This is a genomic window from Amphritea balenae (assembly GCF_003858655.1).
Classification (GTDB): domain Bacteria; phylum Pseudomonadota; class Gammaproteobacteria; order Pseudomonadales; family Balneatricaceae; genus Amphritea; species Amphritea balenae.
In genome coordinates this window covers 240,718-266,973 of record NZ_RQXV01000003.1, presented here as the reverse complement: position 1 = coordinate 266,973, position 26,256 = coordinate 240,718, and the positions used below count along the sequence as shown (strand labels likewise).

At 47.8% G+C, this 26,256-nt stretch carries 26 protein-coding genes; 24 read left to right on the top strand and 2 right to left on the bottom strand.

Annotated elements, in window-relative coordinates:
- Positions 1-283: 283 nt before the first annotated feature.
- From EHS89_RS07820 to EHS89_RS07795, 6 genes are all read left to right on the top strand, one after another.
- Positions 284-592, top strand: coding sequence for a phenol hydroxylase subunit (locus EHS89_RS07820; RefSeq protein ID WP_124925576.1), 309 nt, complete (start codon positions 284-286; stop codon positions 590-592).
- Positions 593-643: 51 nt separating this feature from the next.
- A complete protein-coding gene (locus EHS89_RS07815) occupies positions 644-1,630 on the top strand; it encodes an aromatic/alkene monooxygenase hydroxylase subunit beta (RefSeq protein WP_124925575.1) in 987 nt (328 codons plus the stop codon).
- Between the two features lie 32 nt (positions 1,631-1,662).
- Positions 1,663-1,932: an MmoB/DmpM family protein gene (locus tag EHS89_RS07810; protein WP_124925574.1), complete on the top strand. Its 270-nt coding sequence runs from the start codon at positions 1,663-1,665 to the stop codon at positions 1,930-1,932.
- A 12-nt stretch (positions 1,933-1,944) separates the two neighbouring features.
- Entirely contained in the window at positions 1,945-3,447 is a 1,503-nt protein-coding gene (locus tag EHS89_RS07805; protein ID WP_124925573.1) for an aromatic/alkene/methane monooxygenase hydroxylase/oxygenase subunit alpha, read from the top strand.
- Between the two features lie 59 nt (positions 3,448-3,506).
- Positions 3,507-3,869 carry a phenol hydroxylase subunit P4 gene (locus EHS89_RS07800; protein ID WP_124925572.1) on the top strand — a complete coding sequence of 121 codons (363 nt, stop codon included), beginning with the start codon at positions 3,507-3,509 and terminating at the stop codon, positions 3,867-3,869.
- A 63-nt stretch (positions 3,870-3,932) separates the two neighbouring features.
- Positions 3,933-4,994, top strand: a complete 1,062-nt coding sequence (locus EHS89_RS07795) for an NADH:ubiquinone reductase (Na(+)-transporting) subunit F (RefSeq protein WP_124925571.1) — start codon at positions 3,933-3,935, stop codon at positions 4,992-4,994.
- 54 nt (positions 4,995-5,048) lie between these two features.
- On the opposite strand, the gene EHS89_RS07790 is transcribed toward EHS89_RS07795, so the two are convergent.
- Entirely contained in the window at positions 5,049-5,933 is an 885-nt protein-coding gene (locus tag EHS89_RS07790) for a LysR family transcriptional regulator (RefSeq protein ID WP_124925570.1), read from the bottom strand.
- A 113-nt stretch (positions 5,934-6,046) separates the two neighbouring features.
- On the opposite strand from EHS89_RS07790, the gene EHS89_RS07785 reads away from it, so the two are divergent.
- The 12 genes from EHS89_RS07785 to EHS89_RS07730 all read left to right on the top strand — a co-directional run bounded on the left by EHS89_RS07785 (position 6,047) and on the right by EHS89_RS07730 (position 16,031).
- A complete protein-coding gene (locus EHS89_RS07785) occupies positions 6,047-6,457 on the top strand; it encodes a DoxX family protein (protein WP_124925569.1) in 411 nt (136 codons plus the stop codon).
- 61 nt (positions 6,458-6,518) lie between these two features.
- On the top strand, positions 6,519-7,481 hold the full coding sequence (locus tag EHS89_RS07780; RefSeq protein WP_124925568.1) for a glutathione S-transferase family protein: 963 nt from the start codon (positions 6,519-6,521) through the stop codon (positions 7,479-7,481).
- A complete protein-coding gene (locus EHS89_RS07775) occupies positions 7,481-8,260 on the top strand; it encodes a DODA-type extradiol aromatic ring-opening family dioxygenase (RefSeq protein ID WP_124925567.1) in 780 nt (259 codons plus the stop codon). Before EHS89_RS07780 ends, EHS89_RS07775 begins: the two co-directional genes overlap by 1 nt.
- Positions 8,261-8,495: 235 nt before the next feature.
- Positions 8,496-8,846, top strand: a complete 351-nt coding sequence (locus EHS89_RS07770; protein WP_124925566.1) for a 2Fe-2S iron-sulfur cluster-binding protein — start codon at positions 8,496-8,498, stop codon at positions 8,844-8,846.
- Positions 8,847-8,870: 24 nt separating this feature from the next.
- Positions 8,871-9,794 (top strand): catechol 2,3-dioxygenase, encoded by a 924-nt coding sequence (locus EHS89_RS07765; RefSeq protein ID WP_124925565.1) that lies wholly within the window; start codon positions 8,871-8,873, stop codon positions 9,792-9,794.
- A gap of 138 nt (positions 9,795-9,932) precedes the next feature.
- Complete coding sequence (locus EHS89_RS07760; RefSeq protein ID WP_124925564.1) at positions 9,933-11,393, top strand: 2-hydroxymuconic semialdehyde dehydrogenase; 1,461 nt, start codon at positions 9,933-9,935, stop codon at positions 11,391-11,393.
- Between the two features lie 80 nt (positions 11,394-11,473).
- Positions 11,474-12,259, top strand: a complete 786-nt coding sequence (gene dmpE, locus EHS89_RS07755) for a 2-oxopent-4-enoate hydratase (RefSeq protein WP_124925563.1) — start codon at positions 11,474-11,476, stop codon at positions 12,257-12,259.
- A 56-nt stretch (positions 12,260-12,315) separates the two neighbouring features.
- Positions 12,316-13,224, top strand: a complete 909-nt coding sequence (locus EHS89_RS07750; RefSeq protein WP_124925562.1) for an acetaldehyde dehydrogenase (acetylating) — start codon at positions 12,316-12,318, stop codon at positions 13,222-13,224.
- A gap of 14 nt (positions 13,225-13,238) precedes the next feature.
- On the top strand, positions 13,239-14,267 hold the full coding sequence (gene dmpG, locus EHS89_RS07745) for a 4-hydroxy-2-oxovalerate aldolase (protein ID WP_124925561.1): 1,029 nt from the start codon (positions 13,239-13,241) through the stop codon (positions 14,265-14,267).
- Positions 14,267-15,073: a 2-oxo-3-hexenedioate decarboxylase gene (gene dmpH / locus EHS89_RS07740; RefSeq protein WP_124925560.1), complete on the top strand. Its 807-nt coding sequence runs from the start codon at positions 14,267-14,269 to the stop codon at positions 15,071-15,073. Before dmpG ends, dmpH begins: the two co-directional genes overlap by 1 nt.
- A gap of 175 nt (positions 15,074-15,248) precedes the next feature.
- A complete protein-coding gene (locus tag EHS89_RS07735; RefSeq protein ID WP_124925559.1) occupies positions 15,249-15,830 on the top strand; it encodes an antibiotic biosynthesis monooxygenase in 582 nt (193 codons plus the stop codon).
- 9 nt (positions 15,831-15,839) lie between these two features.
- The gene (locus tag EHS89_RS07730) at positions 15,840-16,031 is read left to right on the top strand and encodes a 2-hydroxymuconate tautomerase (protein ID WP_124925558.1); all 192 of its coding nucleotides are present in this window, start codon (positions 15,840-15,842) and stop codon (positions 16,029-16,031) included.
- A gap of 56 nt (positions 16,032-16,087) precedes the next feature.
- Here EHS89_RS07730 and efpL read toward each other — a convergent pair whose 3' ends face one another.
- Positions 16,088-16,663 carry an elongation factor P-like protein EfpL gene (gene efpL / locus EHS89_RS07725; protein WP_124925557.1) on the bottom strand — a complete coding sequence of 192 codons (576 nt, stop codon included), beginning with the start codon at positions 16,661-16,663 and terminating at the stop codon, positions 16,088-16,090.
- 387 nt (positions 16,664-17,050) lie between these two features.
- Between efpL and EHS89_RS07720 the strand changes: the two genes are divergently transcribed.
- The 6 genes from EHS89_RS07720 to phbB all read left to right on the top strand — a co-directional run bounded on the left by EHS89_RS07720 (position 17,051) and on the right by phbB (position 26,228).
- Positions 17,051-18,064 carry a WD40/YVTN/BNR-like repeat-containing protein gene (locus EHS89_RS07720; protein WP_124925556.1) on the top strand — a complete coding sequence of 338 codons (1,014 nt, stop codon included), beginning with the start codon at positions 17,051-17,053 and terminating at the stop codon, positions 18,062-18,064.
- Between the two features lie 74 nt (positions 18,065-18,138).
- A complete protein-coding gene (locus EHS89_RS07715; protein WP_124925555.1) occupies positions 18,139-20,532 on the top strand; it encodes an efflux RND transporter permease subunit in 2,394 nt (797 codons plus the stop codon).
- Between the two features lie 72 nt (positions 20,533-20,604).
- Positions 20,605-22,224 (top strand): DUF1302 family protein, encoded by a 1,620-nt coding sequence (locus EHS89_RS07710; RefSeq protein ID WP_229753718.1) that lies wholly within the window; start codon positions 20,605-20,607, stop codon positions 22,222-22,224.
- 30 nt (positions 22,225-22,254) lie between these two features.
- Positions 22,255-23,565, top strand: a complete 1,311-nt coding sequence (locus tag EHS89_RS07705; RefSeq protein WP_124925554.1) for a DUF1329 domain-containing protein — start codon at positions 22,255-22,257, stop codon at positions 23,563-23,565.
- A gap of 390 nt (positions 23,566-23,955) precedes the next feature.
- On the top strand, positions 23,956-25,284 hold the full coding sequence (locus tag EHS89_RS07700) for an MATE family efflux transporter (protein WP_211340305.1): 1,329 nt from the start codon (positions 23,956-23,958) through the stop codon (positions 25,282-25,284).
- Positions 25,285-25,478: 194 nt separating this feature from the next.
- The gene (gene phbB, locus EHS89_RS07695) at positions 25,479-26,228 is read left to right on the top strand and encodes an acetoacetyl-CoA reductase (protein WP_124925553.1); all 750 of its coding nucleotides are present in this window, start codon (positions 25,479-25,481) and stop codon (positions 26,226-26,228) included.
- The last annotated feature ends 28 nt before the right edge of the window (positions 26,229-26,256 follow it).

Here is a 26,256-nt window from a genome sequence, read left to right as displayed (position 1 = left end):
TGTTTAAAAAACAATACCGGATTGATATATCCAGAGGCTTTTCTGGTATCGGCTTCCTTTTGTGTTTTTCATTTTTTCATCAAATTTTCACCATTTGATTAGCTTAGTTTCTGGGCTGATGAATCTTGTTTTGGTACCGGTTTAAGTCTTTATTGTTTCCAAAAAGTCTTTTAAAAACAGTTTGATATAAGGATGTTGATAACGGTTTTTTAGTTTTTTTTAAAGTCTGGCATAACCATTGCTCTATTCAAGGTGATCAAACCTTAAACCAAAGGAGACCGCCATGGTGGATGCACAACTACATACCCGCAGTGGAAAACAGGATAAACCTGCGTTCGAGCAGCTTACCAAGTATGTCAGGGTGCGTAGCTCCTCTAATTCACGTTTTGTTGAGTTTGATTTTGCTATTGGTGATCCAGGTCTTTTTGTCGAACTGATAATGCCGCAGGGGGCTTTTGAGCACTTCTGTAAAGCCAACGATGTGGTCTATATGACCCAGGAACAGCAACAGGCGGTAGATGCAGAGATGGAAAAGTGGCGCTACGGCGAAGAGACACTAATGGCGAATAACCACGGCAAACAAACGGGTTAGTCGTGGGTTTAACAATAACAACAATGACCCTGAAAAGTTGGGATAAAGCAGATGACCATTGAGATAAAAACAGCAACGCTGGAACCGGTACGCAATACCTTCGCGCATATCGAACGTCGTTTTGGCGATAAGCCGGCAACAAGGTATCAGGAAGCAACCTACGATGTGGCATCGGAAGTGAACTTTCACTACCGCCCGTTATGGCAGCCCGAGTTCGAACTGAATGACACCGGCCGTACCGCTATTGTGATGGAAGACTGGTATGCCTTTAAAGATCCACGCCAGTTCTATTACGGCACCTATGTGCAGATGCGCGCTAAGCAGCAGGAAGTTGCTGAAAGTAACTATAGCTTTTTTGAAAAGCGTGATCTGGCACGACTAATCCCTGAAGAGATTCAGCGCAAAGTTATCCGTCTACTGTTACCGCTGCGTCATGTTGAGCAGGCGGCAAATCTGAATAATGTTTACGGAAGCTCACTGGGCTATGGCACGGCTATTACACAGGCGTTGCTGTACAACGGTATGGATCGACTGGGCAATGCTCAATACCTGTCGCGTATTGGCCTGATTCTGGATGGCAATAGCAGTGACTCACTGGCTGAAGCTAAGCGTTATTGGATGGATGATGCGGTTTGGCAGGGGCTGCGTGCGTATTGTGAGGCAAATATCTGTGTCGAAGACTGGTTTGAGTCTTTTGTGGCTCAGGATGTGGTGCTTGATGCGCTGATCTATGAGCTGGTTTATCTGCAGTTTGACCAGTGGCTGGCGGATAACGGTGGTCAGGATTTCAGCATGCTAACTGAGTTTATTCAGACCTGGAATAAAGATACCAATCGCTGGGTAGATGCGGTTGTTAAAACAGCAACGGCTGAGTCCGATGACAATAAACAGCAGTTGGAACAGTGGATCGGTAACTGGAAGGCTAAAGCGATTGAAGCATTGGCGCCGTTAGCGGAAGAGATGGTCGATGCAGAAGCACTGAACAATGCGGTTGTCGCGTTGGATAAGCGCTTGAACAAAGCAGGCCTGTTTAAGTAACACTGCTGGCAATAAGAATAAGGATTAAAGCAATGTCAAAAGTATATATCGCACTCCAGGATAACGATGAGTCCCGCTATATCGTGGAAGCTATCGAAGAGAGTAACCCGGATGCAACCGTTATCCATATGCCTGCCATGATCCGTATTGAACGGGAAGGCCGGTTAGTTATTGAGCGAGAAGTAGTAGAAGAGAAGATGGGGCGTGACTGGGATGTGCAGGAACTGCATATCAATCTGATCACCCTCGGTGGCAACGTAGATGAAGATGACGACCAGTTCGTTCTCGAGTGGAAACTGTAGGGGTATAAGACAATGGCAGCTAAAAAACTAAATATAAAAGACAAATACCGTCTGCTGACCCGTGATCTGGACTGGGATTTCTCCTACGAAGATCGTAAAGAAGCGTTCCCGTATGAAGAGTTCGAAGGTATTAAAATTACCGACTGGAATAAGTGGGAAGATCCGTTCCGTCTGACGATGGATTCTTACTGGAAGTATCAGGCAGAAAAAGAGAAGAAGCTATATGCCATCTTTGATGCGTTCTCTCAAAATAATGGTCACCTGAACGTTGTTGATCCTCGCTATGTTAATGCAGTAAAGATCTTCCTGACCGGTGTTTCACCACTGGAATATCAGGCCTATCAGGGGTTTGCTCATGTGGGTCGTCAGTTTGGTGGTGTCGGTGCCCGGGTTGCATGTCAGATGCAGTCGCTGGATGAACTGCGCCATGTACAGACCCAGATCCATGCGATGAGCCACTACAACAAGTTCTTCGACGGTTTCCAGGAATTCAGCCATATGCATGATCGCGTATGGTACCTGTCTGTTCCTCGCTCCTTCTTTACCGATGCCCGCTCTGCTGGTCCGTTTGAATTTATGATCGCGATCGGTTTCTCGTTTGAGTACGTACTGACAAACCTGTTATTTGTTCCGTTTATGTCCGGTGCTGCCCACAACGGTGATATGGCGACAGTGACTTTTGGTTTCTCGGCACAGTCGGATGAAGCCCGACATATGACGCTGGGTCTGGAAGTGATTAAGTTCCTGCTGGAACAGCATGAAGATAATGTGCCGATTGTGCAGAAGTGGATCGATAAGTGGTTCTGGCGCGGTACCCGCCTGCTGACCATCGTCGCAATGATGATGGACTACATGCTGCCAAATAAGGTGATGTCCTGGAAAGAAGCCTGGGAAGTGTATTTTGAAGAAGCCGGTGGTGCGCTGTTTAAAGATCTGGCCCGTTACGGTATCACCATGCCGAAGTACTCTGAAGTGATCGAAAAAGAGAAAGAGCATATTTCGCATCAGGCCTGGTGGACTTTCTATACCCACGGTCATGCCGCAGGTTTCCATACCTGGATTCCAACCGATGAGGAGCTGGATTGGCTGTCTGAGAAATATCCCGATACGTTCGACAAGTACTACCGTCCGCTTTGGGAGTTAGCTAAAGAGCAGGAAGCTAAGGGCGAGCGCTTTTATACCTCAGGCCTGCCGCAGCTGTGTCAGACCTGTCAGATCCCGATGCTGTTTACCGAAATGGATAATCCGAATCAGAACTCCATGCGCGATACCCTTTATCAGGGGGAGCGTTATCACTTCTGTTCTGATGGTTGCTGCGACATCTTTGAAGAAGAACCAGAAAAGTATGTGCAGGCCTGGTTGCCGGTACATCAGATCTTCCAGGGTAACTGCGGTGGCCCGGAGGTCGGCGATATTCTGAGTGATTACTACAAGATGAATGTTGGCGTCGACAATATGGATATCAAAGGCTCACCCGATGAGATCCGTTGGAACCAGTGGAAAGGCATAGCCTGATCAGAACAAGAATAAGAACGGGGTAGTACTGCTACCCCCGATAAGATGAGGAAATAAAGATGCCAGTTTTTTCTTTAAAGCCCGGCTATAAGGGCGAGCGAATGGACCGGGTTGAAAACTTCGGTGGAAACCAGATTGTTTATTTTGGTTGGGATGAACACCGCATGTTTTGTGCCGCCAAGGCGTTTCCGCTGCCGCCATCAATGCCGTTTGCGGCGGTGATGGAACAGATTATTCCGGAAGCCTTTGGTCAGCATCCTGAGTTTAGTCAGATTAACTGGGAGACAGCTGAATGGTTGCTGGATAACGAGCCGTTTAAGCCCCAGTTGGATGTATCTCTGGAATCGCAGGGGGTGGGTCATAAATCACTGATCCGCTTTAAGACTCCGGAATTACAAGGCTATAACAACGCGGGTGTTTAACAACGCTTAGTCGAGTAAGGCAGGGCGGCGGGTATACCGGCTGCCCTGTAGCAAGGTGAAAGTATGAGTTATGAAGTGACAGTAGAACCAACCGGCGATGTAATCGAGGTTGAAGACGGACAAACCATCCTTGATGCAGCTCTGCGACAGGGCGTCTGGCTACCCTTTGCCTGTGGGCATGGTACTTGTGCCACCTGCAAGGTGCAGGTGTTGGAAGGTGAAGGTGATCTGGGTAATGCATCCCCCTTTGCGCTAATGGATATGGAACGTGAAGAGGGTAAAGTGCTGGCCTGCTGCTGCACCCCAGAGTCCGATATGGTGATCGAAGCGGATATCGATGTTGATGAGGATTTTGCCGGATACCCGGTGCTGGATTTTGTCGGTACTGTTACTGAAATTCAGAATCTTTCGCCAACGATCAAAGGTATTTTCTTTGAGCTGGATAAACCGATGGAGTTTCAGGCAGGACAGTACATCAACCTGAATATTCCAGGCGTTGAAGGTAATCGGGCGTTCTCGATAGCGAATAAGTCGTCTGATGCGACTACCCTTGAGTTGCATGTACGTCAGGTGCCTGGCGGTGCGGGTACGACCTATCTGCATGAAGAGTTACAGGTGGGAGATACTATCGATGTAACAGGCCCCTATGGTCAGTTCTTTGTGCGTAAATCTGATGAACAAGGTGCAATTTTCATTGCTGGTGGATCCGGTCTTTCCAGCCCCCAGTCGATGATCTTAGATATGCTGGAAGAGGGTGATGATCGTCAGATTACCCTGTTACAGGGCGCGCGTAATGTGGCTGAACTTTATAACCGGGAACTGTTTGAGAACCTGGATAAAGAGTTTGCCAACTTTACCTATGTTCCGGCGCTTAATGCCCCTGAAGAGGGGGATGACTGGAGTGGTTTTACCGGCTTTGTTCATGAGGCGGCAATAGACCACTTCGATGGTCGGTTTGATGGCAATAAAGCCTATCTTTGCGGGCCTCCGCCGATGATCGATGCTGCAATAACAACTCTGATGCAGGGACGACTGTTTGAACGTGATATCCATATGGAACGTTTCGTGACAGCGGCTGATGGTGCGGAAGAACAGAGTAAATCCGCCCTGTTTAAAAGGATTTAAAATTGCAGAGATATTTTCCATCTCTATCAAAAAGCCGCATCTGCGGCTTTTTTATTACCGGGCCAGGTAATTTATCAGCCCGTCGGTAAAAGTTTTAACTTTGGTCGAAAGGTGTTGCCGGTGGGGATAAATAATATTGACCGGTATTGGCCGTTGAGGGTGCTCTTCGAATAGAGGGATAAGCTCGCCCTGTTCAATAAGGCTCTGGACTGCAAAGTCCGGACAATTAGCAATCACTGCTCCGGTTCGGGCCATGTTAGCCGCGGCTAGCGCACTGTTTACTCTGGCGACAAAGCGGGGTTTTACCTCAACTTCTTGATCGTCCCTGTGAAAGCTCCAACCTGCGCCTTCACGAAAATTGCTGTCAAAAACGCAGGGCATCTCTGATAGCTGTTCAAGTTGTTCTGGCAAGCCAAATCGATCGATAAACCCGGCAGTGGCACAAAGGGTCATTTTGCGATCACCGGCGGAACGGGCGATCAGGCTGGAATCTTCCAGCTTACCAATCCGTATCCCCATATCGAAACCTTCGCCTATCAGGTCGACATAGCGGTCATTCAGCATCAGATCGATATTCAGCTCTGGATTATCTGCGGTCATTTGGGCAATAAAGGGCATTAAAACCAGTTCGCCGAATGTGGTGGGGGCTGAAATTCTTAACCGTCCTACCAGTGACTGGTTTTTATAAAGTAGGTCAGCCTCAAGGCTGGCTACATCATCCAGAATTTTCTTCGCCTGCTCATAGTAACTCTGCCCTTCGGGCGTCAGCATCATGCTGCGGGTTGAGCGAATAATCAGGCGAACCTTCAACCACTCTTCCAGCTGGGAAACATGGGTGCTGACCAGTGCTTTGGTTTTACCCAATTGTCTGGCTGCTGCAGTAAAACTGCCCGCTTCCGCGACCGCGATAAAAGAGGTCATCAGATTGAGTTTATCCATGATTGTTAAAGATTCCTAAACAATAAGTCAATTAAATGGATTATTGTTTGTTTTTTGTGTTTGGTCAAAAATTATCCTCATCGACTGAATTGAATTTATCTGAGGAAAAAACAATGACAACTCAACCTTACTACGCCGCAACTCTTCTCCGTATCGCTTTGGGTGTTATGTATCTGGCCCATGGTCTGTTGAAACTGCTGGTCTTTACGCCAGAGGGAACGGCCGGTTTCTTTGGTTCTTTGGGTTTACCTGCTTTTCTGGGGCCTTTAACGATGGCGCTTGAAATCGCCGGCGGTGCTGCTCTGGTGCTGGGGGTTTATGCCCGCTGGGTTGCCGCTGCTCTGATCCCGGTACTGATCGGTTCTGTGGTGCTGGTGCATGGTGCGAATGGCTGGGGCTTTGGTAACGAAGGTGGTGGCTGGGAGTATCCTGTGTTCCTGATCTTCGCCTCTGTTGCTCAGTTTCTGTTGGGTAATGGTAAGTTTGCTTTGCTACAGGATCGTACTGAAAAGTTGCCGGCATAATTTAATGACATTCTGCCCCGGTCTTTTGGCTGGGGTCATAGTTTAGTGAAAGAGGCAGATCATGTTAGTTAATGGTATATGGCAAAGTAAGTGGGATCCGGTTCAGAAAAAAGATGCTGAGGGTCGTTTTGTCCGACAGAGCAGTGCCTTCAGGGATAGTGTATCCGCAGAACGGGTCAACGCGGTGGTTTCTCAACAGAAACAAGCGCTTGGGGTAAAGCTGTATGTTGCCTATATTTGCCCCTGGGCAACCCGGACGCTTATTGCCCGCTCCTTACTGGGACTGGAAGAGTATATTCCGATTAGTGTAGTTGAACCTGTACTGAGTGATTATGGCTGGAAGTTTGGTGATTTTCCCGGTAGTACGGCCACCGATCATGAATCTTTTGAGTATATGCATCAGCTCTATACCCGCAGTGATGCTGAATACACCGGTCGTGCGACGGTTCCAGTGTTGTGGGATGTAGAACAAGAGTTGATTCTTAATAATGAATCTGAGGATATTGTCCGGCTATTTAATCGGGATCTGCGTCCACTGCACCGTTCAGAAGTTGACCTATTACCGGTTACGTTGGAGCAACAGATCATAAGTTTTAATGAGCGTATCTATGAGTCCCTGAATAATGGAGTGTACAAAGCGGGTTTTGCTTCCTCTCAGGGGGCTTATGAGGAAGCCTATGCTGAAGTATTTCGTACGCTGGACTGGTTGGAAGCGCACTTCGCTGAGCAGCGCTTTGCTGTGGGAGAGCAACTGACCGAGAGTGATATCAGATTATTTGTCACCCTGGTTCGTTTTGATCCTGCCTATTTCAGTTTATTTAAAACTAACCGTCAGCGAATTAGTGATTATTCAAACATCTCTGCTTATCTGGAGCGTTTGCTACAGATATCTGCGTTCGCTAAGAATACCCGGGTAGACCATATAAAAGCCGGTTACTACTCTATTCAGGCATTAAACCCGAATGGGATTGTGCCTGCGGGCCCTGAGCTGGACTGGTATAGCTACCTGGAGGAGCTGTCCTGATGCAGAGTAAAGCCCCGGTCATGTTTATTAGTCACGGATCGCCGATGTGGGCGATCGAGCCGGGTAAAGCGGGTGTCCTGCTCAGTCAGCTGCAGAGTCAGTTCTCAGCTAGCAAAGCGGTGCTGGTTATCTCCCCTCACTGGCAGACAAGCGGGCTTCAGTTAACGGCGGTGAATAACCCGGAAACTATCCATGACTTTGGTGGATTTCCTGACGCTCTATATCAGTTGCAGTATCCGGCTATCGGTAATCCAGAATTGGCCGAAATGGTTCAGTCACATCTGCAACAAAGCCAATTCACAGTGGCGCTGAACCGGAGCAGGGGGCTGGATCATGGGGCCTGGGTACCGTTGATGCATCTCTTACCAGCGGCACAGGTTCCGGTGCTGCAGTTATCGTTAGATAGCCGCCTGGATCCGGTGAGTCTGCTCCTGCTTGGACGAGTTCTTGGTGAGCTGCGAGACCAGGGGATTGCCATAGTTACGACCGGAGGGGTGACCCATAATCTGTTTGATATGGCGTTTAATAATGGCCCTCCAGCCGCTTATGCTCAACGTTTTCAGTATTGGGTCAGGGAAAAAGTAGCCTCTCGCGATACAACAGCGCTTAGTCAGCCGCATATTGAAACTAAAGACTATCAACAGGCGCATCCGTCTTCTGAGCACTATTTACCATTATTGGTGGCGATGGGGGCCAGCAGTTGGCAGGACTCGTTCAGAGTATTGGAAAGCCCGATTCTGTACCGGGCGATCTCAATGGAGTCCTATCTCTGGTGTTGAGAACCACTGTAGTAAAGCTAATGAAATCATGAACCTTATTGCTGAAATGATTAATTATTTGCTGAAAGCCCGTTTATAAGAACGGGTTTTTTTATGCCTGTATTTTGTTGGGATGATTTTTAAGTGCTTTAAAAACAGCGTGTTATGAGTTGTTTTTTTGGTTTTTGGTAATGCTGGCACAGTGGTTGCTCTAACTAGAGTGAATGAAACCGAATGAACTTGAATGGAGATTCAAATGCCCGATCAGTCTTCACACCAGATTAGGGTTATTAACCGGAATCAGAGCTTCGAGTGTGCTGAAGATCAGGTGTTACTGGTGGGGATGGAGCGTCACAGCGCTGCAGCTATCAGTGTGGGTTGTCGGGGTGGGGGATGTGGCGTTTGTAAAATTCGTATTCTCGCAGGGGAATACGAGACTAAACGGATGAGCAAAGCCCATATCTCGGAAGCAGAGCAGCAGCGTGGCTATGCCCTTGCTTGTCGGGTCTTTCCCCGAACTGACCTTGAGATTGAATCAGATCACTACCGGGCACCGGAATCTTCATATCAACAGGCAGCCGTAACGCTGTCTGCAGTTAAACAATAAAAGTAAAAAGCTGAGGAAAAGATCATGAGAAAAGGTGTAATGCGTCCCGGTCATATTCAGATTCGGGTATTGGATGTTGAAGAAGCGCTTAAACATTATCGCGACCTGATAGGTCTGATCGAAGTTGAACGTGACTCTCAGGGCCGTGTTTACCTAAAAGGCTGGACTGAAGTCGATAAGTTTTCAGTCGTGTTGCGTGAAGCAGATGAGCCGGGTATGGATTTTGTTGGCTACAAAGTACTGGATAACCAGGTTCTGGAAAGGTTGCATGCTGAACTGATCGGATATGGTTGTAACGTAGAAGAGATTCCGGCAGGAGAGCTGAATGGTTGCGGTCGCCGTATCCGTTTTGACTCGCCGACCGGTCACATGTTTGAAATTTATGCAGAGAAGGAACAGACCGGTAAGTGGGGAGTGGGGAATGTAAACCCTGAAGCCTGGCCTCGTGGTCTGAAAGGCATGAAGGCAACACGCTTCGATCATTGCCTGCTGTACGGACCTAATATCAAAGGCACTCTGGATCTGTTCCGGGATGTGCTGGGCTTTGAACTGGCAGAGCAGGTGCTTGATCCTGAAGGTACCCGTATTGCCCAGTTCCTGACGGTCGGTATGAAGGCCCACGATGTTGCCTTTATTGAGCATCCAGAGCCGGGTAAATTTCACCATGCCTCGTTCATACTGGACACCTGGGAAGATGTGTTGCGCGCTGCCGACCTGATCTCCATGGAAGATGTTTCTCTGGATATCGGTCCGACCCGTCACGGTCTGACCCATGGTAAGACGATCTATTTCTTTGACCCATCGGGTAACCGCTCCGAAGTATTCTGCGATGGAGATTATCACTATCCGGATCATGAGCCGGTGACCTGGCAGGCCGAGCAGCTGGGTAAGGCAATTTTCTATCATGACCGCGTACTGAATGACCGATTCCTAACGGTTCTTACCTGATCCTATCAAAGTTCACAGCGCTGCTACTGTCACTCAGTAGCAGCGCACAACTAATACCAGCTTTACTGGTTCTATTAGCTGTTGCTTGTCGGTAACTACGGTTTGAAATGGATTGCCACATGCTAGCGAGAATTAAAGATGAATGAATTCAAAAATTTTATAAACGGTGAGTTTGTTACCACCCAGAGCGGCAAAACCTTCGAAAATCGTAATCCGGTGGATAACAGCCTGATTGGCAAGGTTCACGAAGCAGGTAAACCCGAAGTAGATGCTGCGGTTGAGGCAGCTAAAGCTGCGATGAAAGGGCCTTGGGGCAAGATGACTCAGGCACAGCGTATCGAGATACTAAACCAGGTTGCTGATCGAATTAATGTGCGTTTTGATGAGTTCCTCGATGCTGAATGTAAGGATACGGGTAAACCTCGCAAAGTGGCGTCTCATATCGATATTCCCCGGGGCGCGGCAAACTTTAAAGCGTTCTCTGAGACCCTGGCTAACCATCCAACCGAAGCGTTCAAGCTGGATACCCCGGATGGTAAAGGGGCGCTGAACTATGGCCATCGAAAGCCGAAAGGGGTAATCGCTGTTATCAGCCCCTGGAATCTGCCGTTGTTGTTGATGACCTTCAAGGTTGGTCCTGCGCTTGCTTGCGGAAATGCGGTGGTTGTTAAGCCTTCCGAAGAAACGCCTGCGACGGCAACGTTGCTGGGTGAAGTGATGAATGAATGCGGTGTTCCAGCCGGTGTATATAACGTTGTACATGGGTTTGGTGGTGATTCCGCCGGTGCATTCCTGACAGCCCATCCGGGCGTAGATGCGATCACTTTTACCGGTGAGACCAGTACGGGTGAAACCATTATGCGGGCTGCATCTGTGGGGTTACGTAATATCTCTATGGAGCTAGGTGGTAAGAATCCAGGCATTGTATTTGCCGATTGCGATATGGATAAAGCGATCGAGGGCACCATGCGTTCAGCATTTGTGAACTGCGGTCAGGTCTGTCTGGGTACCGAGCGGGTATACGTGGAACGCCCGATTTTTGAAGAGTTTGTGCAGCGTTTGAAGCAAGGGGTTGAAAATCTCAAGCTGGGCCGCCCGGAAGATCCACAAGTGGATTTTGGTCCGTTAGTGAGCCTGGAGCATAAAGAGAAAGTACTTTCCTATTACAACCTTGCGGTTGAAGAGGGCGCGCAGGTGGTTATCGGTGGAGGCATTCCGGAAATGGGCGCCGATCTGAATGATGGAGCCTGGGTTGAACCGACCATCTGGACCGGACTTGCCGATGATGCCCGGGTTGTTAATGAAGAGATTTTTGGCCCTTGTTGCCATATCCGCCCGTTTGATAGCGAAGAGGAAGTGATCGAACTGGCTAACGATACCAAGTATGGATTGGCAGCCACCATCTGGACTGAAAATAGTTCTCGTGCGGTGCGCGTGGCTGAGGCGATGGATGTCGGTTTAGCCTGGGTAAATAGCTGGTTCTTGCGCGATCTGCGAACCGCTTTCGGCGGTGCGAAAGAGTCTGGGATTGGTCGGGAAGGCGGTGTGCATGGTCTTGAGTTTTATACCGAGACAAAGAATGTCTGCATCAAGTTGTAAGAAAAAATGACAGCTCTTCATAGCCTGGATGATTGCATCAGATGGTTATGCGGAAGCGTTTACAGTTCTAGGAATAGATTATGAATAAAGAACAGATTATTCAGTGCGGTGATGAGCTTTTTCAGGCGATGACTGAGCAACAAACGCTGCGCCCATTTACCGAGCGTTACGACGATATCACCGTTGATGATGCTTACCACATCTCCCTGCGCATGATCGAACGGCGGGTTGCTGCCGGCGAACGTATTATCGGAAAGAAGATCGGTGTTACCTCGAAAGCGGTGCAGAACATGCTCAATGTTCATCAGCCTGATTTCGGCTATCTGACCGACAAAATGGCGTTTTCAGAAGGTCAGGAAATGCCGATCAGCGAGCAGCTGATTCAACCTAAAGCAGAAGGTGAGATCGCTTTCATTCTGAAAAAAGATCTGATTGGTCCGGGTGTCACTAACGCGGATGTGTTGGCGGCGACTGACTGTGTACTGCCCTGCTTTGAAGTAGTGGATTCCCGTATCGAAGACTGGCAGATCAAGATTCAGGATACCGTTGCGGATAATGCTTCTTGTGGTCTGTTTATTCTGGGAGATCAGGCAGTAGACCCTCGTAAAGTGGATCTGGCTACCTGCGGCATGGTGGTGGAGAAGAATGGTGAAATTATCTCGACCGGTGCGGGTGCGGCTGCGTTAGGAAGTCCGGTTAACTGTGTTGCCTGGCTGGCCAACACTCTGGGTCAGTTTGGCATCCCGCTGAAAGCAGGCGAGGTTATTCTGTCCGGCTCGCTGGTGCCGCTTGAGCCGGTGAAGGCGGGTGATTTTATGCGGGTATCTATTGGTGGTATCGGTTCTGCCTCAGTGCGTTTTACCTAAGTTGCGTTTTACCTGAATCGTAACTGAGCAGCATCGAATAAGTTAGGAAAGAGAGTATGACTAAGAAATTGAAAGCCGCCATTATCGGGCCCGGCAATATAGGTACCGATCTGTTGATGAAGATGATGCGATCCGACTGGATTGAGCCGGTTTGGATGGTCGGTATTGATCCGGATTCTGAAGGTCTGAAGCGGGCCAAAGAGTTTGGTCTGAAGGTGTCGACAACCGGTGTAGATGGTTTGATACCTCACGTGCTAGACGATGATATCCGGGTTGCGTTCGATGCTACATCGGCATATGTCCACGCGGAAAACAGCCGTAAACTGAATGAGTTGGGTGTGATTATGATCGACCTGACACCAGCAGCAATAGGGCCCTTCTGTGTACCACCGGTCAACCTGGCTGACCATGCTAAAAATCTGGAAATGAATGTCAACATGGTAACTTGCGGTGGCCAGGCCACCATCCCGATGGTCGCAGCGGTGTCTCAGGTGCAGGAAGTCGAGTATGGCGAAATCGTCGCGACTGTTTCCTCACGTTCCGTAGGCCCGGGTACCCGTCAGAACATCGATGAGTTTACCCGCACAACCTCAGGCGCCGTCGAAAAAGTAGGTGGGGCTAAGCAAGGTAAGGCGATCATTATTATCAACCCGGCGGAACCGCCGTTGATGATGCGTGACACTATTCACTGCCAGACGACCGACACCCCCGATCAGGCCGCTATTACTGCATCTGTTAAGCAGATGGTGAAAGAAGTTCAGAAGTATGTGCCGGGATACAAGCTGGTTAACGGTCCTGTATTTGATGGCAATAAAGTATCGGTATTTATGGAGGTTGAAGGTCTGGGCGACTTCCTGCCTAAGTATGCCGGTAATCTGGATATTATGACCGCTGCGGGCCTGCGTACCGCTGAGATGTTTGCTGAAGAAGTGAAAGCGGGCAGCATCGAACTGCCAGCTAGATAAGTGGAGGATAAGTGATGAGTATACAAGGTAAGAAGGTCACCCTTCATGATATGAGCTTGCGTGACGGCATGCATGCCAAGCGTCATCAAATTTCGCTGGATGAGATGGTGAGTATCGCTACGGGTCTGGATGAAGCGGGTATGCCGTTGATCGAAGTCACTCATGGTGATGGCCTGGGCGGTGCATCTTTGAACTATGGGTTTCCGGCTCACAGCGATGAAGAGTATCTTTCTGCAGTAATTCCGAAGATGAAAAATGCCAAAATATCGGCACTGCTGTTGCCGGGTATCGGTACTGTTGATCATCTGAAAATGGCGAAGGATCTGGGGGTAAATACCATCCGGGTTGCTACCCACTGTACCGAAGCCGATGTATCGGAACAGCATATAGGTATGGCGGCGAAGATGGAGATGGACACCGTCGGCTTCCTGATGATGGCGCATATGGTGTCGCCAGAAAAAATTCTGGAGCAGGCGAAACTGATGGAGAACTACGGTGCTAATTGTATCTACTGCACGGACTCCGCCGGTTACATGCTGCCGGAAGAGGTAAAGCAAAAGATCGGTTTACTACGTGCCGAACTGAATTCGAATACGGAGCTCGGCTTCCACGGTCACCATAACCTGGGGATGGGGGTAGCTAACTCCATTGCAGCGGTTGAAGCAGGGGCGAACCGGATTGATGGTTCTGTCGCCGGGCTTGGTGCGGGTGCTGGTAATACACCATTGGAAGTGTTTGTCGCAGTGCTGGAACGGATGGAAGCGGATCACGGCATCGATCTGTATAAGATTATGGATGTTGCTGAAGATCTTGTTGTACCGATGATGGATCATCCGATCCGTCTCGACCGGGATGCGCTGACACTGGGCTATGCCGGTGTTTATAGTTCGTTCCTGCTGTTTGCCAAACGGGCGGAAGCTAAGTACGGCATTCAGGCGCGGGACTTGCTGGTGGAGCTGGGTCGTCGCGGTACGGTAGGTGGTCAGGAAGATATGATTGAAGACCTGGCTCTGACAATGGCTAAAGAGAAAGGGTTGGTCTAATGGCTGATACTAAAGGTAATACACTAACAAAATTACAGATCGAAGAGCTGGCAATTCACCTGGAAAATGCTGAATTGCAAGCCTACGATGTCACCAAGATTACTAATGATTTTCCTGATATGACGTACGAGGATGCCTTTGATATTCAATGGGAGATCCGTCGTCGTAAGGAAGAACGCGGTAATAAAATTGTCGGTATGAAAATGGGACTGACCTCCTGGGCTAAGATGTCGCAGATGGGGGTTGAGCATCCTTGTTATGGTTTTCTTGCTGATTATTTCTCGGTACCCGATGGCGGAACGATTAAGCATGATGAATTGATTCATCCAAAGATCGAAGCGGAGCTGGCGTTTGTGACAAAAGCACCATTAAAAGGTCCGGGTATACATATCGGTGATGTGTTGCGGGCGACGGACTTCGTGATGCCTGCGGTCGAAGTAATCGACTCCCGTTACCGGGATTTTAAGTTTGATCTGAAATCGGTTATTGCTGATAACTCCTCCTCTGCACGCTTTATTACCGGCGGCCGGATGGCTGATGTTGCCGACCTTGATTTGAAAAATCTGGGGGTGGTGATGGAAGTGAATGGTGAAGTAGTTGAGTTGGGTGCCGGTGCTGCGGTACTGGGACATCCTGCTGCGTCTGTTGCGATGCTGGCGAATATGCTGGGTGAGCGGGGCGAAGAGTTGCCTGCGGGTTCCTTCATTATGATCGGTGCGATTACTGCAGCGGTACAAGTGAATAAAGGTGACTCATTCTGTGTGCGTTATCAGGATCTGGGATCAATTTCGGGCAAGTTTGAATAAGTTCTGATCGTAGCCGTCTGTACACTTGATTGCTGTGTTAAAGCTCTTTTCGAAATGCTCATTTACAGTTGTAACCCCACAAGGGGACTGTGACTGCGCTATCTCAAAGAGCTTTGCCTTGTACTCAAGCGTCAATCCTGGCTACGCGGCAGAATTATATGTTTGGTAAGTTGTGATGACTGATAGTTGTATTCAGAAACAGCTGACAGAACCGGGTCAGGAAGGTCCGGTCACTGTCAGTATCTCCCGTCAGGTGATGCCGGGTTGTGAAACTGCTTACGAGGCCTGGATTTCAGGGGTGATTGAAGCCGCTTCCAGTTATCCGGGTCATCAGGGTAGTAATGTGTTGCGCCCTTCGGCCTCGACTCAGAACCGCTATGTGTTGATCTATCGTTTTGATAGCTATGAAAACTGTCAGAACTGGGAGTCATCAGCGTTACGTGGACAATGGCTCGATAAGCTGGATGGACTGGTGCAGGGAGATGCTGAAGTACAGCGTGGAACCGGTCTTGAATTCTGGTTTGAACTACCTGAGTTACCGGTAAATAAGCACCCATCACCCCATAAGATGGCGCTGGTATTAATCAGCGTTGTGTATGTGCTGGTTATCTCTCTGAATCTGTTGCTGGCACCGATATTGGTGGATAGCGGTTTATGGCTAAAGAGTGCGGTGATTGTTATTTTGCAGGTGCTACTAATGACCTATCTGGTGATGCCCAGGGTTACCCGGCTTTTACGTAGCTGGCTTTTTAAATGAGGTGAATAAATGCCGATAGTAACAGTAAATATTATGGAAGGTCGCTCCGATGAGCAGAAAGAGCGAATGATCGATGCGGTGAGTGATGCGCTGGCCAGTTCGCTGGACGCGCCGAAAGAGAGTGTACGGGTAATGATTAATGAGATGCCTAAACAGCACTTCGGTATCGGCGGTCAGTCTGCCAAAAAGCTTGGTAAATAAACGCTAGGCATAAAAAAACCTCCTGATGGAGGTTTTTTATGCAATCTGCTTTAGCCTTACTTAGCTTCAGCCCGGCCGGTAAATTTACGTTCTTCAACGTTTACTTTAATACGGTCACCGGTGGAAATGTGTTCTGGTACCTGAACAGTTAAACCGGTAGACAGTTTAGCAGGTTTGGTTCTGGCTGTTGCAGAACCGCCTTTGATTGATGGATCAGTTTCAATAATTTCCAGTTCAACGGCGCCAGGCAGATCCAGTGCCACCGGAATATCGTTTACGATAACGACGTGTAACCCGGGGGTCTCTTCAGTAATGAACAACAGCTCATCTTCAATGGTGTCTTTATTCAGGCTGTAAGAAGAGTAATCTTCAGAGTCCATGAATACATATTCTTCGCCATCAGAATAAGAAAAAGTAGCCGCACGACGAACCAGGTCAGCAAGATTCAGCATATCGGAATCTTTGAATGTTTGATCAATTTTGTTATTCGTCGCTGCGTTATACATACGCATACGATAGAGGCTGCCACCTGAACGCCCCTGTGGCACAGACCGCTCGATATCACGCACTATATAGGCTTCGCCGTTCATTTCGACGGCCATATTTCTTTTAATTTCACTGGCTTTTGGCATTTTATATCGCTCTGGGATAGAAGTTCTGGGTAGAGGTTTAGGGCTAGTATAATCAGCTCATGAGTCTGTTGACAATGATCTGTGGTAGATGGGGTCATGGCGTGCGCTTATAGACGACTCTAAACCTTCCCTTTGTAAAAGTTAACGTTGTCATTCAACGATTGATGATTTGCTTAAGCATTTATTGAAAAGCTTATTTATTTAATAAAATGATCTCTTTGATAGCCTAGGTGATAGGGACTTTATGCATCAGATTAAGTTCAAGAGAGTGTCTTTAAGTTTATGATAAATAAAGATTAAATAAATAAATGTTGATCTTTGTCATGATGTGGCACAAGGGTTGCTCTTACACATGCAGTGATTTTAAAACTCTGTGGTGTCGTAATAATGAGAGCAATAAATACAACAAAGCTCCTGCAAACCGGTCTGCAATGTAAAAAGCTAACTGACCTGGTTAATTTAAAGAACAAGTCCGCTGCTGTGTTAGCCACAATAGCTATGCCATTGGTCTTAACGGGCTGTGAAGCTCCCTTGAATCTGGAGGGTATCGAACAGGAACAGAACAAATCAGTACGCCGGACCGATCAACTTCAGGCTCTGGCGGTCAGTAAAGATGTGGTGACTGTCGTAGGTTCCAATGGCCTGGTACTAACCAGTACTACACCTGAACTGAACTGGCAACGACAGGAGCTTGAATCCAAACCCAACTTTGTCGCTGTTGAAACCTGTCCGGATAATAGCCTGATTGCGCTGAGTATGGAGCATCAGTTATGGATCAGTGACGATCAGGGTAAGCACTGGCGTAGCAGTGATATCCCCACCGCTGAAAGTCTGATTTCTGTTACATGTGGTCCGGATAACAGCTATTGGGCTATGGGTAGCTTCAGTACTCTGATGAGTAGTCATGATAAAGGGACCAGTTGGAATGAGTTGAGTCTGAATGAGGACGCCACCATTTCAGGCTTACAGTTTTTTGATTCAGACAATGCGATTGCAGTGGGTGAGTTTGGCTTCATGGCCCGCAGCAGTGATGGCGGCCAGAACTGGACGCTTCAGGAGCCTATTCCTAATGAGTTTTTCCCCTTAGGTAGCCACTTCAGTAATGCCTCTACCGGTTGGGTAGCAGGCTTGGGTGGCACCATTCTTTCTACTACAGATGGTGGTCAGACCTGGCAGCAGCAGGAAACCCCGACAGAATCCCCAATTTATAACTTCTATGCCAATGATACCCGGCTATTCGCCTTTGGCGATCACGGCACAGTGTTAGAGAAACTCGATAAAAAGTGGGTGCGAATAGAGGCACCTAAAATTCCGGTTTATCTGCGCGCAGGTAAGCAGATTGATGAAAACCGACTACTGGTGTCCGGCGGCTGGGGTGCGCTCTTTACCGTCGATATCTGAGCTGTCGGCTCTGTATTAGCTTTTGAGTTTTAAAACAGCACTGACTTAACAATAATAATTTTGGAATGACGGATATGTCTGATAAAGCATCTGCACAATCCCATAAAATCACCCATATGCTGCATAACCTGGATGAACGGATTTTTCATCATCCTAAGGTTGTTCTCGGCTTGATTCTCGCTATTACGCTATTCTTTGCCAGCCAGATTCCTGGTGTAAAGATGTACTCAGACTTTGCCGACCTGCTACCGCAGGAGCATACCTATATCGAACTGCATAATGAGATTAAGGAATCCTTCGGTGGCGCCAACGTTGTCATAGTGGGGGTTGAGGTTGAAAACGGCGATATCTTTAGTAATGAAGCGTTGGCACGTATTCATCGTGTTACCCAGGCGGTAGATAGCCTGCCGGGTATCAACCACAATTTAGTCGCCAGTGTGACTCACCGTAACTCCCGCAAGGTCTGGATGACCCCGGAAGGTAATGTTAACTCTGAATCTTACTACGACCCTCAAGGTGGTGAGATCAGCGAGCTGGATCTTGAATTATTGCGCCAGGATATAGTGGCTAACCCCCGTGTTTATGGCCCGCTGGTCAGCCCTGATATGAAAATGGCACTGGTCAAAGCGCAGCTCAATGAAGGTCAGCTGGACTATGTAAAAACCTTTGAAGCGATTCAAAAGATGCGTGCTGATGAAGGCGCCGCTGGTTTTAAAATCCATGTGACCGGTCAGCCGATGTTAGTGGGCTGGGCTTATCAGTACCTGGGTCAGATCATCGAAATATTTATGTTCACTGCGTTGATCATGATTGCGCTGCTGATATTTTATTTCCGCAAAGCCTACGGTGTACTGATTCCGCTGGCGGCGGTCGTGGTGTCTACCATCTGGGGTATCGGCATCATCTCTCTGTTTGGCTACAACCTTGACCCGTTGGGGCTGGTCATACCTTTCCTAATTTCGGCCCGGGCGATGTCCCACGGTATTCAAATCGTGGAGCGTTATTATCTTGAGTTAAATGAGCATGCGGATCATAAAAAAGCCGCTCAGCTTACCTTTGAAAATCTGTTTCGGCCGGGCAGTTTAGGCGTAGTGTCTGATGCTATCGGTCTGTTGCTTATTGCGATTGGCTCGATTCCGTTAAATACCAAACTGGCGCACTACGCTTCACTCTGGGCGCTATCGATCATTATTACCGTACTGCTGGCTGTACCTATGTTGCTGTCGGTGCTGCCTAAGCCAAAAAACTATGAGGTTAAACACAACTTATTTCGCAATGTTGGCTACATTTGTGCTGATCTGGTCAGTAGCGAAAAAGCAGCAAAAAATGCCCTGATGTTCGGTGCCTTGCTGTTAGTTGGTGGCTGGTTCTTCTCATCAAAAGTTGTCATTGGCGAATCCGAGCCCGGCTCGCCTATCCTCTATCAGGATCATGACTATAACGTGTCATCAGGTGCCATCAATGACAGTTTTCCCGGTTCAGAGGAGCTTTATATTGTTGCTCAAACTGATGAAAAGGGTGGAATCAAACGTCCTGAAGTACTGACAGCTCTGGCTGACCTGGAGCGTCATATGCTGATGGACCCCGAAGTGGGTGGCGCCAAAGGCGTACCTGATCTGGTGAAACAGGTAAATCGCTTATTGCATAACGATGACCCGCGCTGGATGCAGATCCCGGGTGATGCGCAATATGTTGGTGGTCTGATGTTTACCTACATGATGTCGAGTCCGATCCCGGGTGCGCTGAACGAGTTTGTTGATACCGATGAGCGGATCGCCAACCTGGTGTTTTTCTATAAGGACCATCAGGGAGAAACTATTCGCCGTGCAATTCATACTGCCAAGCAGTGGATTGAGGCAAATGAAGGTAAGGTCGAAGGCCTGACGATTCGTCTGGCTGGCGGCACTATCGGTGTTACTGCGGCGATGAATGAGGCAGCTTATGAAACTAACCTCTGGGTATTACCGTTAGTCTTTTTGCTGATCTTTGCCATGGTGATGTTTTTCTACACCTCCCTGCAGGCCGGCATGATGATGTTTATGGCGATGATGTTCGCCACTACCCTGACCTATGCCTACATGGGCGTGACTCACATGGGTATCAACATCAATACCGTACCTATTATCGCTGTCGGGGTCGGAGTGGGGATCGATTATTCGATCTACATGATGGACCGTATCCGTTCTGAAATGGTTCGTCAGCGGGATCTCGCCGCTGCAGTAAGAACGGCTATTCGTACCACGGGTCTGGCGATCAGCTTTACCGCTATTACCCTGATTGCCGGCATTGTGATGTGGGTTATTTTGTCCGACCTGCGTTTTCAGTCTGATGCGGCGCTGCTGCTCTCTGTCATGGTCATTCTTAATGGTGCTGCCGCGATGTTGCTAGTGCCGTCCTGGGTGCTGGTCTTTAAACCGAAATTTATTTGTGAAGCTTATGAAGATGAGGACGGCGTGATTCACGGCTGATCTGACGCATAGGCATACCTGTGTTTGTTACTCGCTTTTGAAAACAAGTAAACCTGAAGGGGTTATTTAACGATGTCGAAAAAAATAATAACGACAATGAATAAACTGGCCGCAGGCGTGGCAGTTGGGGTTACCGCTATGGCGGCCGGTTATACCGGGTCGGTTGTTGCGGCAGATGCTGAGTGGGCTGGATTCGTCGAGAACGCTACCTATGTACGTGACGGTGTCGGGCTATCTAAGTTCCGAAATACGGCGCAGGCTGAGTTTTCTAAGTCTATAAAGACCGAAGGGTGGAGCAATGTGTCGATAAACGGCACGCTGCGGGCAACCTATGATGGCGTTTATGATCTGAATGACGGTGAATTTGGTAAAGATGCCACCGAAGATTATCTGGGTGCTAACTGGCATGGTGAAGATACTTCAACGGTAATTCTTGCGCCAGGTACACCATTTCCCTGTGATAACGATCCGACAAAGTGTAATAGCTTGAAGGATTATATGGATCAGGATGAGAATGAAGCACGGTTCCCTGAATTTAATGATCAGCTGGACTTCATTCGTGAGCTATATATATCGGCTGATAAACAGCTGGATAATGGCGATATTCTTAATCTAAGCTTCGGTAAACAACAGGTGGTCTGGGGTAAGACCGATCTGTTTCGGGTGCTGGATGTAATTAATCCGGTCGATTACTCCCGGCATAATATCTATGACGAGCTGGAAGATATTCGTATTCCTCAGTGGATGCTAACTGCTGAATGGCGCATGGGACCGAATGAAATTTTTGATGACTCTAACCTGTCGTTTATATGGAATATTGATCAGTTCCGCCCAAGCAACCTGGGTACCTGTGGTCAGCCGTACCGTATTCTGGATGCTGGGTGTTTCTTTTCCTCTGAGCTAGCAGTTGGACCATTTGCAGGAACGCCGATTATTCATGATGTGGTTGATTACGACTGGTCATTGGAAAACACCCAGATTGGTGCCAAATGGGAAGGTGTCTATGGTGATGCTACATTCTCTGTGAATGCCCTTCATTATCGTCAGCAACTACCTTCGATTCATGCTCGCAGTGCAGGTGCTCCACTTCCTGATGGTATTTTTGATATTCACTTTCCCAGGGTAAATCTACTCGGCGGATCGATCGACTATTACTCAATGGATATGGATGCGGTGTGGCGCTTGGAAACATCCTACACCCAGGGTGAAGAGCAACCACGAGATACTAATGGCTTCAAAGAAACCGATATGTTCCGCTACGTAATAGGGTTTGATAAGAACATTACTATACCTGAACTAGGCACCCGTAGTGCCTTCCTGGTGTCCACCCAGCTGTTCGGTGAACACATCCTTGATCATGAAGTGGATATGCCAAATGAAGCGGATAACTGGATAGCAACACTGCTGTTCAAAGGTTTCTACGTCAATAACCGTCTTAGCCCGCAGATCATTATCGCCCATGATTTTGGTGCGGAAGCGACCGCAATTGCCCCGAGTGTTGAGTATCTGATTGATGATCACTGGAAAGTAAACGTTGGCTTCAACATTAAAGAGGGCGGCGATAAGAAATTTCCATGGTCTGTTTCTGGTCCATCTGATCAAACCGAACCATTGGCTCGTTTCCTGAACGGCCCTATAGGTGTGGCAAATCAGGAAGACGAATTCCAGATGTCTGTTCGTTACAGCTTCTAAGCGAATATAACTATAAGAAGGTAAATAATTATGTTGAATAAAACGTTTATATCCCTGGCGTTGACTGCCGCGGTATCGACTACAGCTATCGCTGCGACAGATCAGGATGTGGAAAACTCTTTCTTCCCATATAAAAGTGGTGTGCCGTCATACAATGGCCTGAGTGCGGGCATGACGATTAACCAGTCGAATGTTGAACAGTTTAAAGAGATTCTTGATCCGGCGATGTATGAGTTTCTAAAAGCCGGTGATACTGAAATTAAGGTAGGTGAAACCACCTCGTTTGACCTGCATTCAAGTTATGTTGACGCGACGAAGGCGAATCTCGCCAATGTAAAGCTGGGTGATAATCCGGGTGAGATCAGCGGTTCAGTAGCGGGGCGACCATTTCCGGAAGAACCATCTATGGATGATCCTCGTGCTGGTGAAAAACTGGCCTGGAACTACAAGTATGGCTATAACTGGGGTGATTCAGCAGCGATTATGCCGTTTTACTGGAAGTTCCGTAACATGGAAACCGGTAAGTTGGAGCGGACTCTGAAGTTTAACTTCCACTTCCTGAACTTCACCCACCGTACTCAGCAGGATCCGACCCCAGCTATTACGCCAAACCCATCGAATCTGTTCCGTGGTATTTACGTACAGGTACTGGAACCTTTTGATGTTAAGAATACACAGCTACTGATTCAGCGGTTTGAAGATGACCTGAAACGGGATAATGCATATCTGTATCTGGGCTTCCAGCGTCGTGTACGTCGCTTGTCCACCGGCCAGGTGACCGATTCTTTCCTGGGATCAGACGTGATGATTGAGGACTTTGAGGGTTATAACGGTCGAATCTCAGATATGAAGTGGACCTTCAAAGGTACCCGTAACATGCTGGTACCTATGTATAACCATAATGAGATGGTGCTGGATAGTGAATCCCATCAAGATGATGAGGGATATCAGGTGGTTGCATTTGGCGGTAAAGGTAACTGCTTCCCAAATGTAACTTATCAGTTACGTAAGGTGTATGAGGTTGAATCTGCTTCGGTCGATTCGAATCACCCGATCAGCAAGCGTCAGCACTTTATCGATGCGCAGACATTTACCATTCCACGTAACATTACCTATGACCGTAAAGGTGATATGTGGAAGAGCTGGTCAATAGGTCAGGCACACCCGGATCACCACTTGCCACAGAATAAAGGTACGGGTGTTGCGATTGATGATGCCTTTACCATGATCGATATGCAGGCTCAGCACTGCACTACAGGTCAGTTCAAAGGTATTGTTGATCCTGAGTTGACCCCTGCGAATAAAATGACAGTTCAAAACCTGCGAGCATCGGGTAAGTAAACTTAACCTTGCTTTGATCAACAGAACCCGGACCTGGTCCGGGTTTTTTTATTATACAAATAAGGTGGAGGCCGCTTTTAATGAAACTCCTTATGGCCTGATTATATCTAGAGCTTTAACTTATCAGGAGGGTATGAAGAAGAAATAAGGGACCTCCGAATAATGCCTGATGGCGTTGATCGCTCTCAGGGGCAGGACTAAAGCACATACCTACTATCGTTGATGGCTTTCATGATAGATCTATAGGCTGCTTCAGGGCTGGCAGAGCTTGAGTAAGACGTATTAGCTGGATCCTAAGTGACTGTTATTTAATTGCAAGATGAAAGGGATAAAATCAGCACAGATAAGTGCTATTATGGCGCCTCCTCAGACCTACCCTACAGGCTAATAGTGAAGCCCGACCTGCTTAATGGCGAGATTCGCCCCACTCTGTTTAAGATGACGGTGCCAATGATGTTTGGCATGGTTAGTTTGATGCTTTTCAATGTGGTAGATAGTTTTTTTGTCAGTCAGTTAGGTACTAAACAGCTTGCAGCACTAGGTTTTACCTTCCCGGTTTCCTTTACCATCATTAGCTTGTCAATTGGCCTGAGTATCGGTACCTCTGCGACCATTGCCCGCCTGATCGGTTCCGGTGCCAGCGACAAGGCGCGACAGCTAACCACCGATAATTTGTTGATAACCGGTCTGCTGATGATGGTTATTGCAACACTGGCAATACTTACTATCGATCCTGTGTTCCGGTTGTTAGGGGCAGGGGATGATCTGTTGCCCTATATACATGATTATATGTCGGTCTGGTTTGCCGGTGCTGTTTTTTATGTCCTGATCATGGTTTCGAACAGTTCATTACGTGCAACTGGAGATACGACAACCCCTGCGCTGATCATGGCACTATCATCCATTTTGAATTTGATCCTTGATCCATTGTTGATTTTTGGTTGGGGGCCTTTTCCACAGATGGGGATTAAGGGCGCTGCAACGGCAAGTATTATTGCCTGGGGAGCTACTGCTTGTCTGGCTTTGCTTAATTTATATGCACGTAAAGGATTATTAGTGCTTCATATTGAGTCAATTTCTGCTGCAATGCAGCATTGGCTGACGGTGATGAAGATTGGCTTTCCTGCCGCATTGTCAAATATGATGACGCCAATTGCCGCTGCTATCATGACGGCTGTTGTGGCTACCAACGGCCCCGAAGCCGTTGCTGCATTTGGTGTTGGCAACCGACTTGAATCATTATCCTTACTGGCTAACCTTGCACTTTCTATGACTCTGCCGCCTTTTATAAGCCAGAATTTTGGTCGCGGAAATGTCGCGCGGGTAGGGGATGCCTATCGTGCGGCAGTGAAATTTGCACTTCTTTGGCAGGCCTTTATTTATGTGCTGTTACTCATGTTTGCCGGTGGTATAGGGGCGTTATTCAGTGATAATGATGAAGTTGTTGATCTGATTAGCCTGTGGGTTTTGATTGTACCTTTGGGCTTTGGCTTTCAGGCAGTAACATTCTTAACTGCGTCCAGTTTTAATGCACTGCATCAGCCTATTCGGGCGATGCGAATAAGTATTTTCCGGCTCTTCATACTCTATGTTCCCTTAGGTTGTGCCGGTAATTATCTGGATGGTTTACAGGGAATGTTCATAGGATTTGTGGTGGCAAATATGTGCACTGCAGCAATAGCGTTCTGGTGGATGAGGCGCCATCTTCGCCGTCTGTAGGGGTTTCACATCCCTGTAATACGTTGTATGTTATCTTCAGGTTGTAACAACTTCTATTCAGTGTGGTTACTAAACCTAAAGTCATATTATCAGGATTGGTTATAGATAATATGATCTTGGTAATAACAAACACGATTAATAAAAATAAAAATTCGTAATAACAGAACAACTCAAGAAGCAAAGGGGACGCGAGCATGACACAAAAAATTGCTCTGGTTACAGGTGGTACTGGCGGTATCGGTACTGCTATTTGTCGCGCATTGGCTGATGCAGGTTTAAAAGTAGTAGCTGGATATAACTCTGGCGGTAATCACGATAAAGCTAAAGCTTGGCAGGAAGAGCAGCGTAAGGATGGCTATGAAATTCTGGTAGCTTACGGTGATGTAACTAATGAAGAGTCGTGTGCAGAATGTATCAAGACCGTTCAAGAAGTAGCTGGCGGTACAGTTGATATTCTGGTTAACAATGCGGGTATCACCCGTGATGGCACATTCCGTAAGATGAGCTGGGAACAGTGGAATGAAGTTCTTTCCGCAAACCTGGACTCCATGTTCCATATGACCCGTCTGGTAATTAATCCTATGTTGGAAAAAAACTGGGGCCGGGTAATCAATATCTCTTCTGTGAACGCACAGAAGGGTCAGTTTGGTCAGTGTAACTACTCTGCTGCTAAGGCAGGTATTCACGGCTTTACTAAGGCTCTGGCACAGGAAGTAGCCGCTAAAGGTGTAACAGTTAACACTGTATCCCCTGGTTACGTACTAACGCCGATGGTTGCTAAGATCCCAGATGAAGTTCTGGAAAAGATTGTTCGTCAGATCCCTGTTGGTCGCCTGGGTGCGCCTGAAGAGATCGGCAAAGCAGTGACCTATCTGGCTAGCGACGATTGTGGCTATGTGACAGGTTCTGACTTCTCTATCAACGGTGGTCAGCACATGTCATAAGCTGATTAAAGCTTATTAAAAAACCCGC

What these genes read in the sequence shown, in the direction of transcription:
- EHS89_RS07815 (WP_124925575.1), top strand. Translation starts at nt 644, where the DNA reads ATGACCATTGAGATAAAAACAGCAACGCTGGAACCGGTACGCAATACC.
- dmpH (WP_124925560.1), top strand. Translation starts at nt 14,267, where the DNA reads ATGGCTGATACTAAAGGTAATACACTAACAAAATTACAGATCGAAGAG.
- EHS89_RS07705 (WP_124925554.1), top strand. Translation starts at nt 22,255, where the DNA reads ATGTTGAATAAAACGTTTATATCCCTGGCGTTGACTGCCGCGGTATCG.
- EHS89_RS07710 (WP_229753718.1), top strand. Translation starts at nt 20,605, where the DNA reads ATGTCGAAAAAAATAATAACGACAATGAATAAACTGGCCGCAGGCGTG.
- EHS89_RS07720 (WP_124925556.1), top strand. Translation starts at nt 17,051, where the DNA reads ATGAGAGCAATAAATACAACAAAGCTCCTGCAAACCGGTCTGCAATGT.
- EHS89_RS07790 (WP_124925570.1), bottom strand. Translation starts at nt 5,933, where the DNA reads ATGGATAAACTCAATCTGATGACCTCTTTTATCGCGGTCGCGGAAGCG.
- dmpG (WP_124925561.1), top strand. Translation starts at nt 13,239, where the DNA reads ATGAGTATACAAGGTAAGAAGGTCACCCTTCATGATATGAGCTTGCGT.
- EHS89_RS07715 (WP_124925555.1), top strand. Translation starts at nt 18,139, where the DNA reads ATGTCTGATAAAGCATCTGCACAATCCCATAAAATCACCCATATGCTG.
- efpL (WP_124925557.1), bottom strand. Translation starts at nt 16,663, where the DNA reads ATGCCAAAAGCCAGTGAAATTAAAAGAAATATGGCCGTCGAAATGAAC.
- EHS89_RS07800 (WP_124925572.1), top strand. Translation starts at nt 3,507, where the DNA reads ATGCCAGTTTTTTCTTTAAAGCCCGGCTATAAGGGCGAGCGAATGGAC.
- EHS89_RS07820 (WP_124925576.1), top strand. Translation starts at nt 284, where the DNA reads ATGGTGGATGCACAACTACATACCCGCAGTGGAAAACAGGATAAACCT.
- EHS89_RS07765 (WP_124925565.1), top strand. Translation starts at nt 8,871, where the DNA reads ATGAGAAAAGGTGTAATGCGTCCCGGTCATATTCAGATTCGGGTATTG.
- EHS89_RS07805 (WP_124925573.1), top strand. Translation starts at nt 1,945, where the DNA reads ATGGCAGCTAAAAAACTAAATATAAAAGACAAATACCGTCTGCTGACC.
- EHS89_RS07770 (WP_124925566.1), top strand. Translation starts at nt 8,496, where the DNA reads ATGCCCGATCAGTCTTCACACCAGATTAGGGTTATTAACCGGAATCAG.
- EHS89_RS07810 (WP_124925574.1), top strand. Translation starts at nt 1,663, where the DNA reads ATGTCAAAAGTATATATCGCACTCCAGGATAACGATGAGTCCCGCTAT.
- EHS89_RS07730 (WP_124925558.1), top strand. Translation starts at nt 15,840, where the DNA reads ATGCCGATAGTAACAGTAAATATTATGGAAGGTCGCTCCGATGAGCAG.
- EHS89_RS07760 (WP_124925564.1), top strand. Translation starts at nt 9,933, where the DNA reads ATGAATGAATTCAAAAATTTTATAAACGGTGAGTTTGTTACCACCCAG.
- EHS89_RS07780 (WP_124925568.1), top strand. Translation starts at nt 6,519, where the DNA reads ATGTTAGTTAATGGTATATGGCAAAGTAAGTGGGATCCGGTTCAGAAA.
- EHS89_RS07785 (WP_124925569.1), top strand. Translation starts at nt 6,047, where the DNA reads ATGACAACTCAACCTTACTACGCCGCAACTCTTCTCCGTATCGCTTTG.
- EHS89_RS07775 (WP_124925567.1), top strand. Translation starts at nt 7,481, where the DNA reads ATGCAGAGTAAAGCCCCGGTCATGTTTATTAGTCACGGATCGCCGATG.
- EHS89_RS07750 (WP_124925562.1), top strand. Translation starts at nt 12,316, where the DNA reads ATGACTAAGAAATTGAAAGCCGCCATTATCGGGCCCGGCAATATAGGT.
- EHS89_RS07795 (WP_124925571.1), top strand. Translation starts at nt 3,933, where the DNA reads ATGAGTTATGAAGTGACAGTAGAACCAACCGGCGATGTAATCGAGGTT.
- dmpE (WP_124925563.1), top strand. Translation starts at nt 11,474, where the DNA reads ATGAATAAAGAACAGATTATTCAGTGCGGTGATGAGCTTTTTCAGGCG.
- EHS89_RS07735 (WP_124925559.1), top strand. Translation starts at nt 15,249, where the DNA reads ATGACTGATAGTTGTATTCAGAAACAGCTGACAGAACCGGGTCAGGAA.
- phbB (WP_124925553.1), top strand. Translation starts at nt 25,479, where the DNA reads ATGACACAAAAAATTGCTCTGGTTACAGGTGGTACTGGCGGTATCGGT.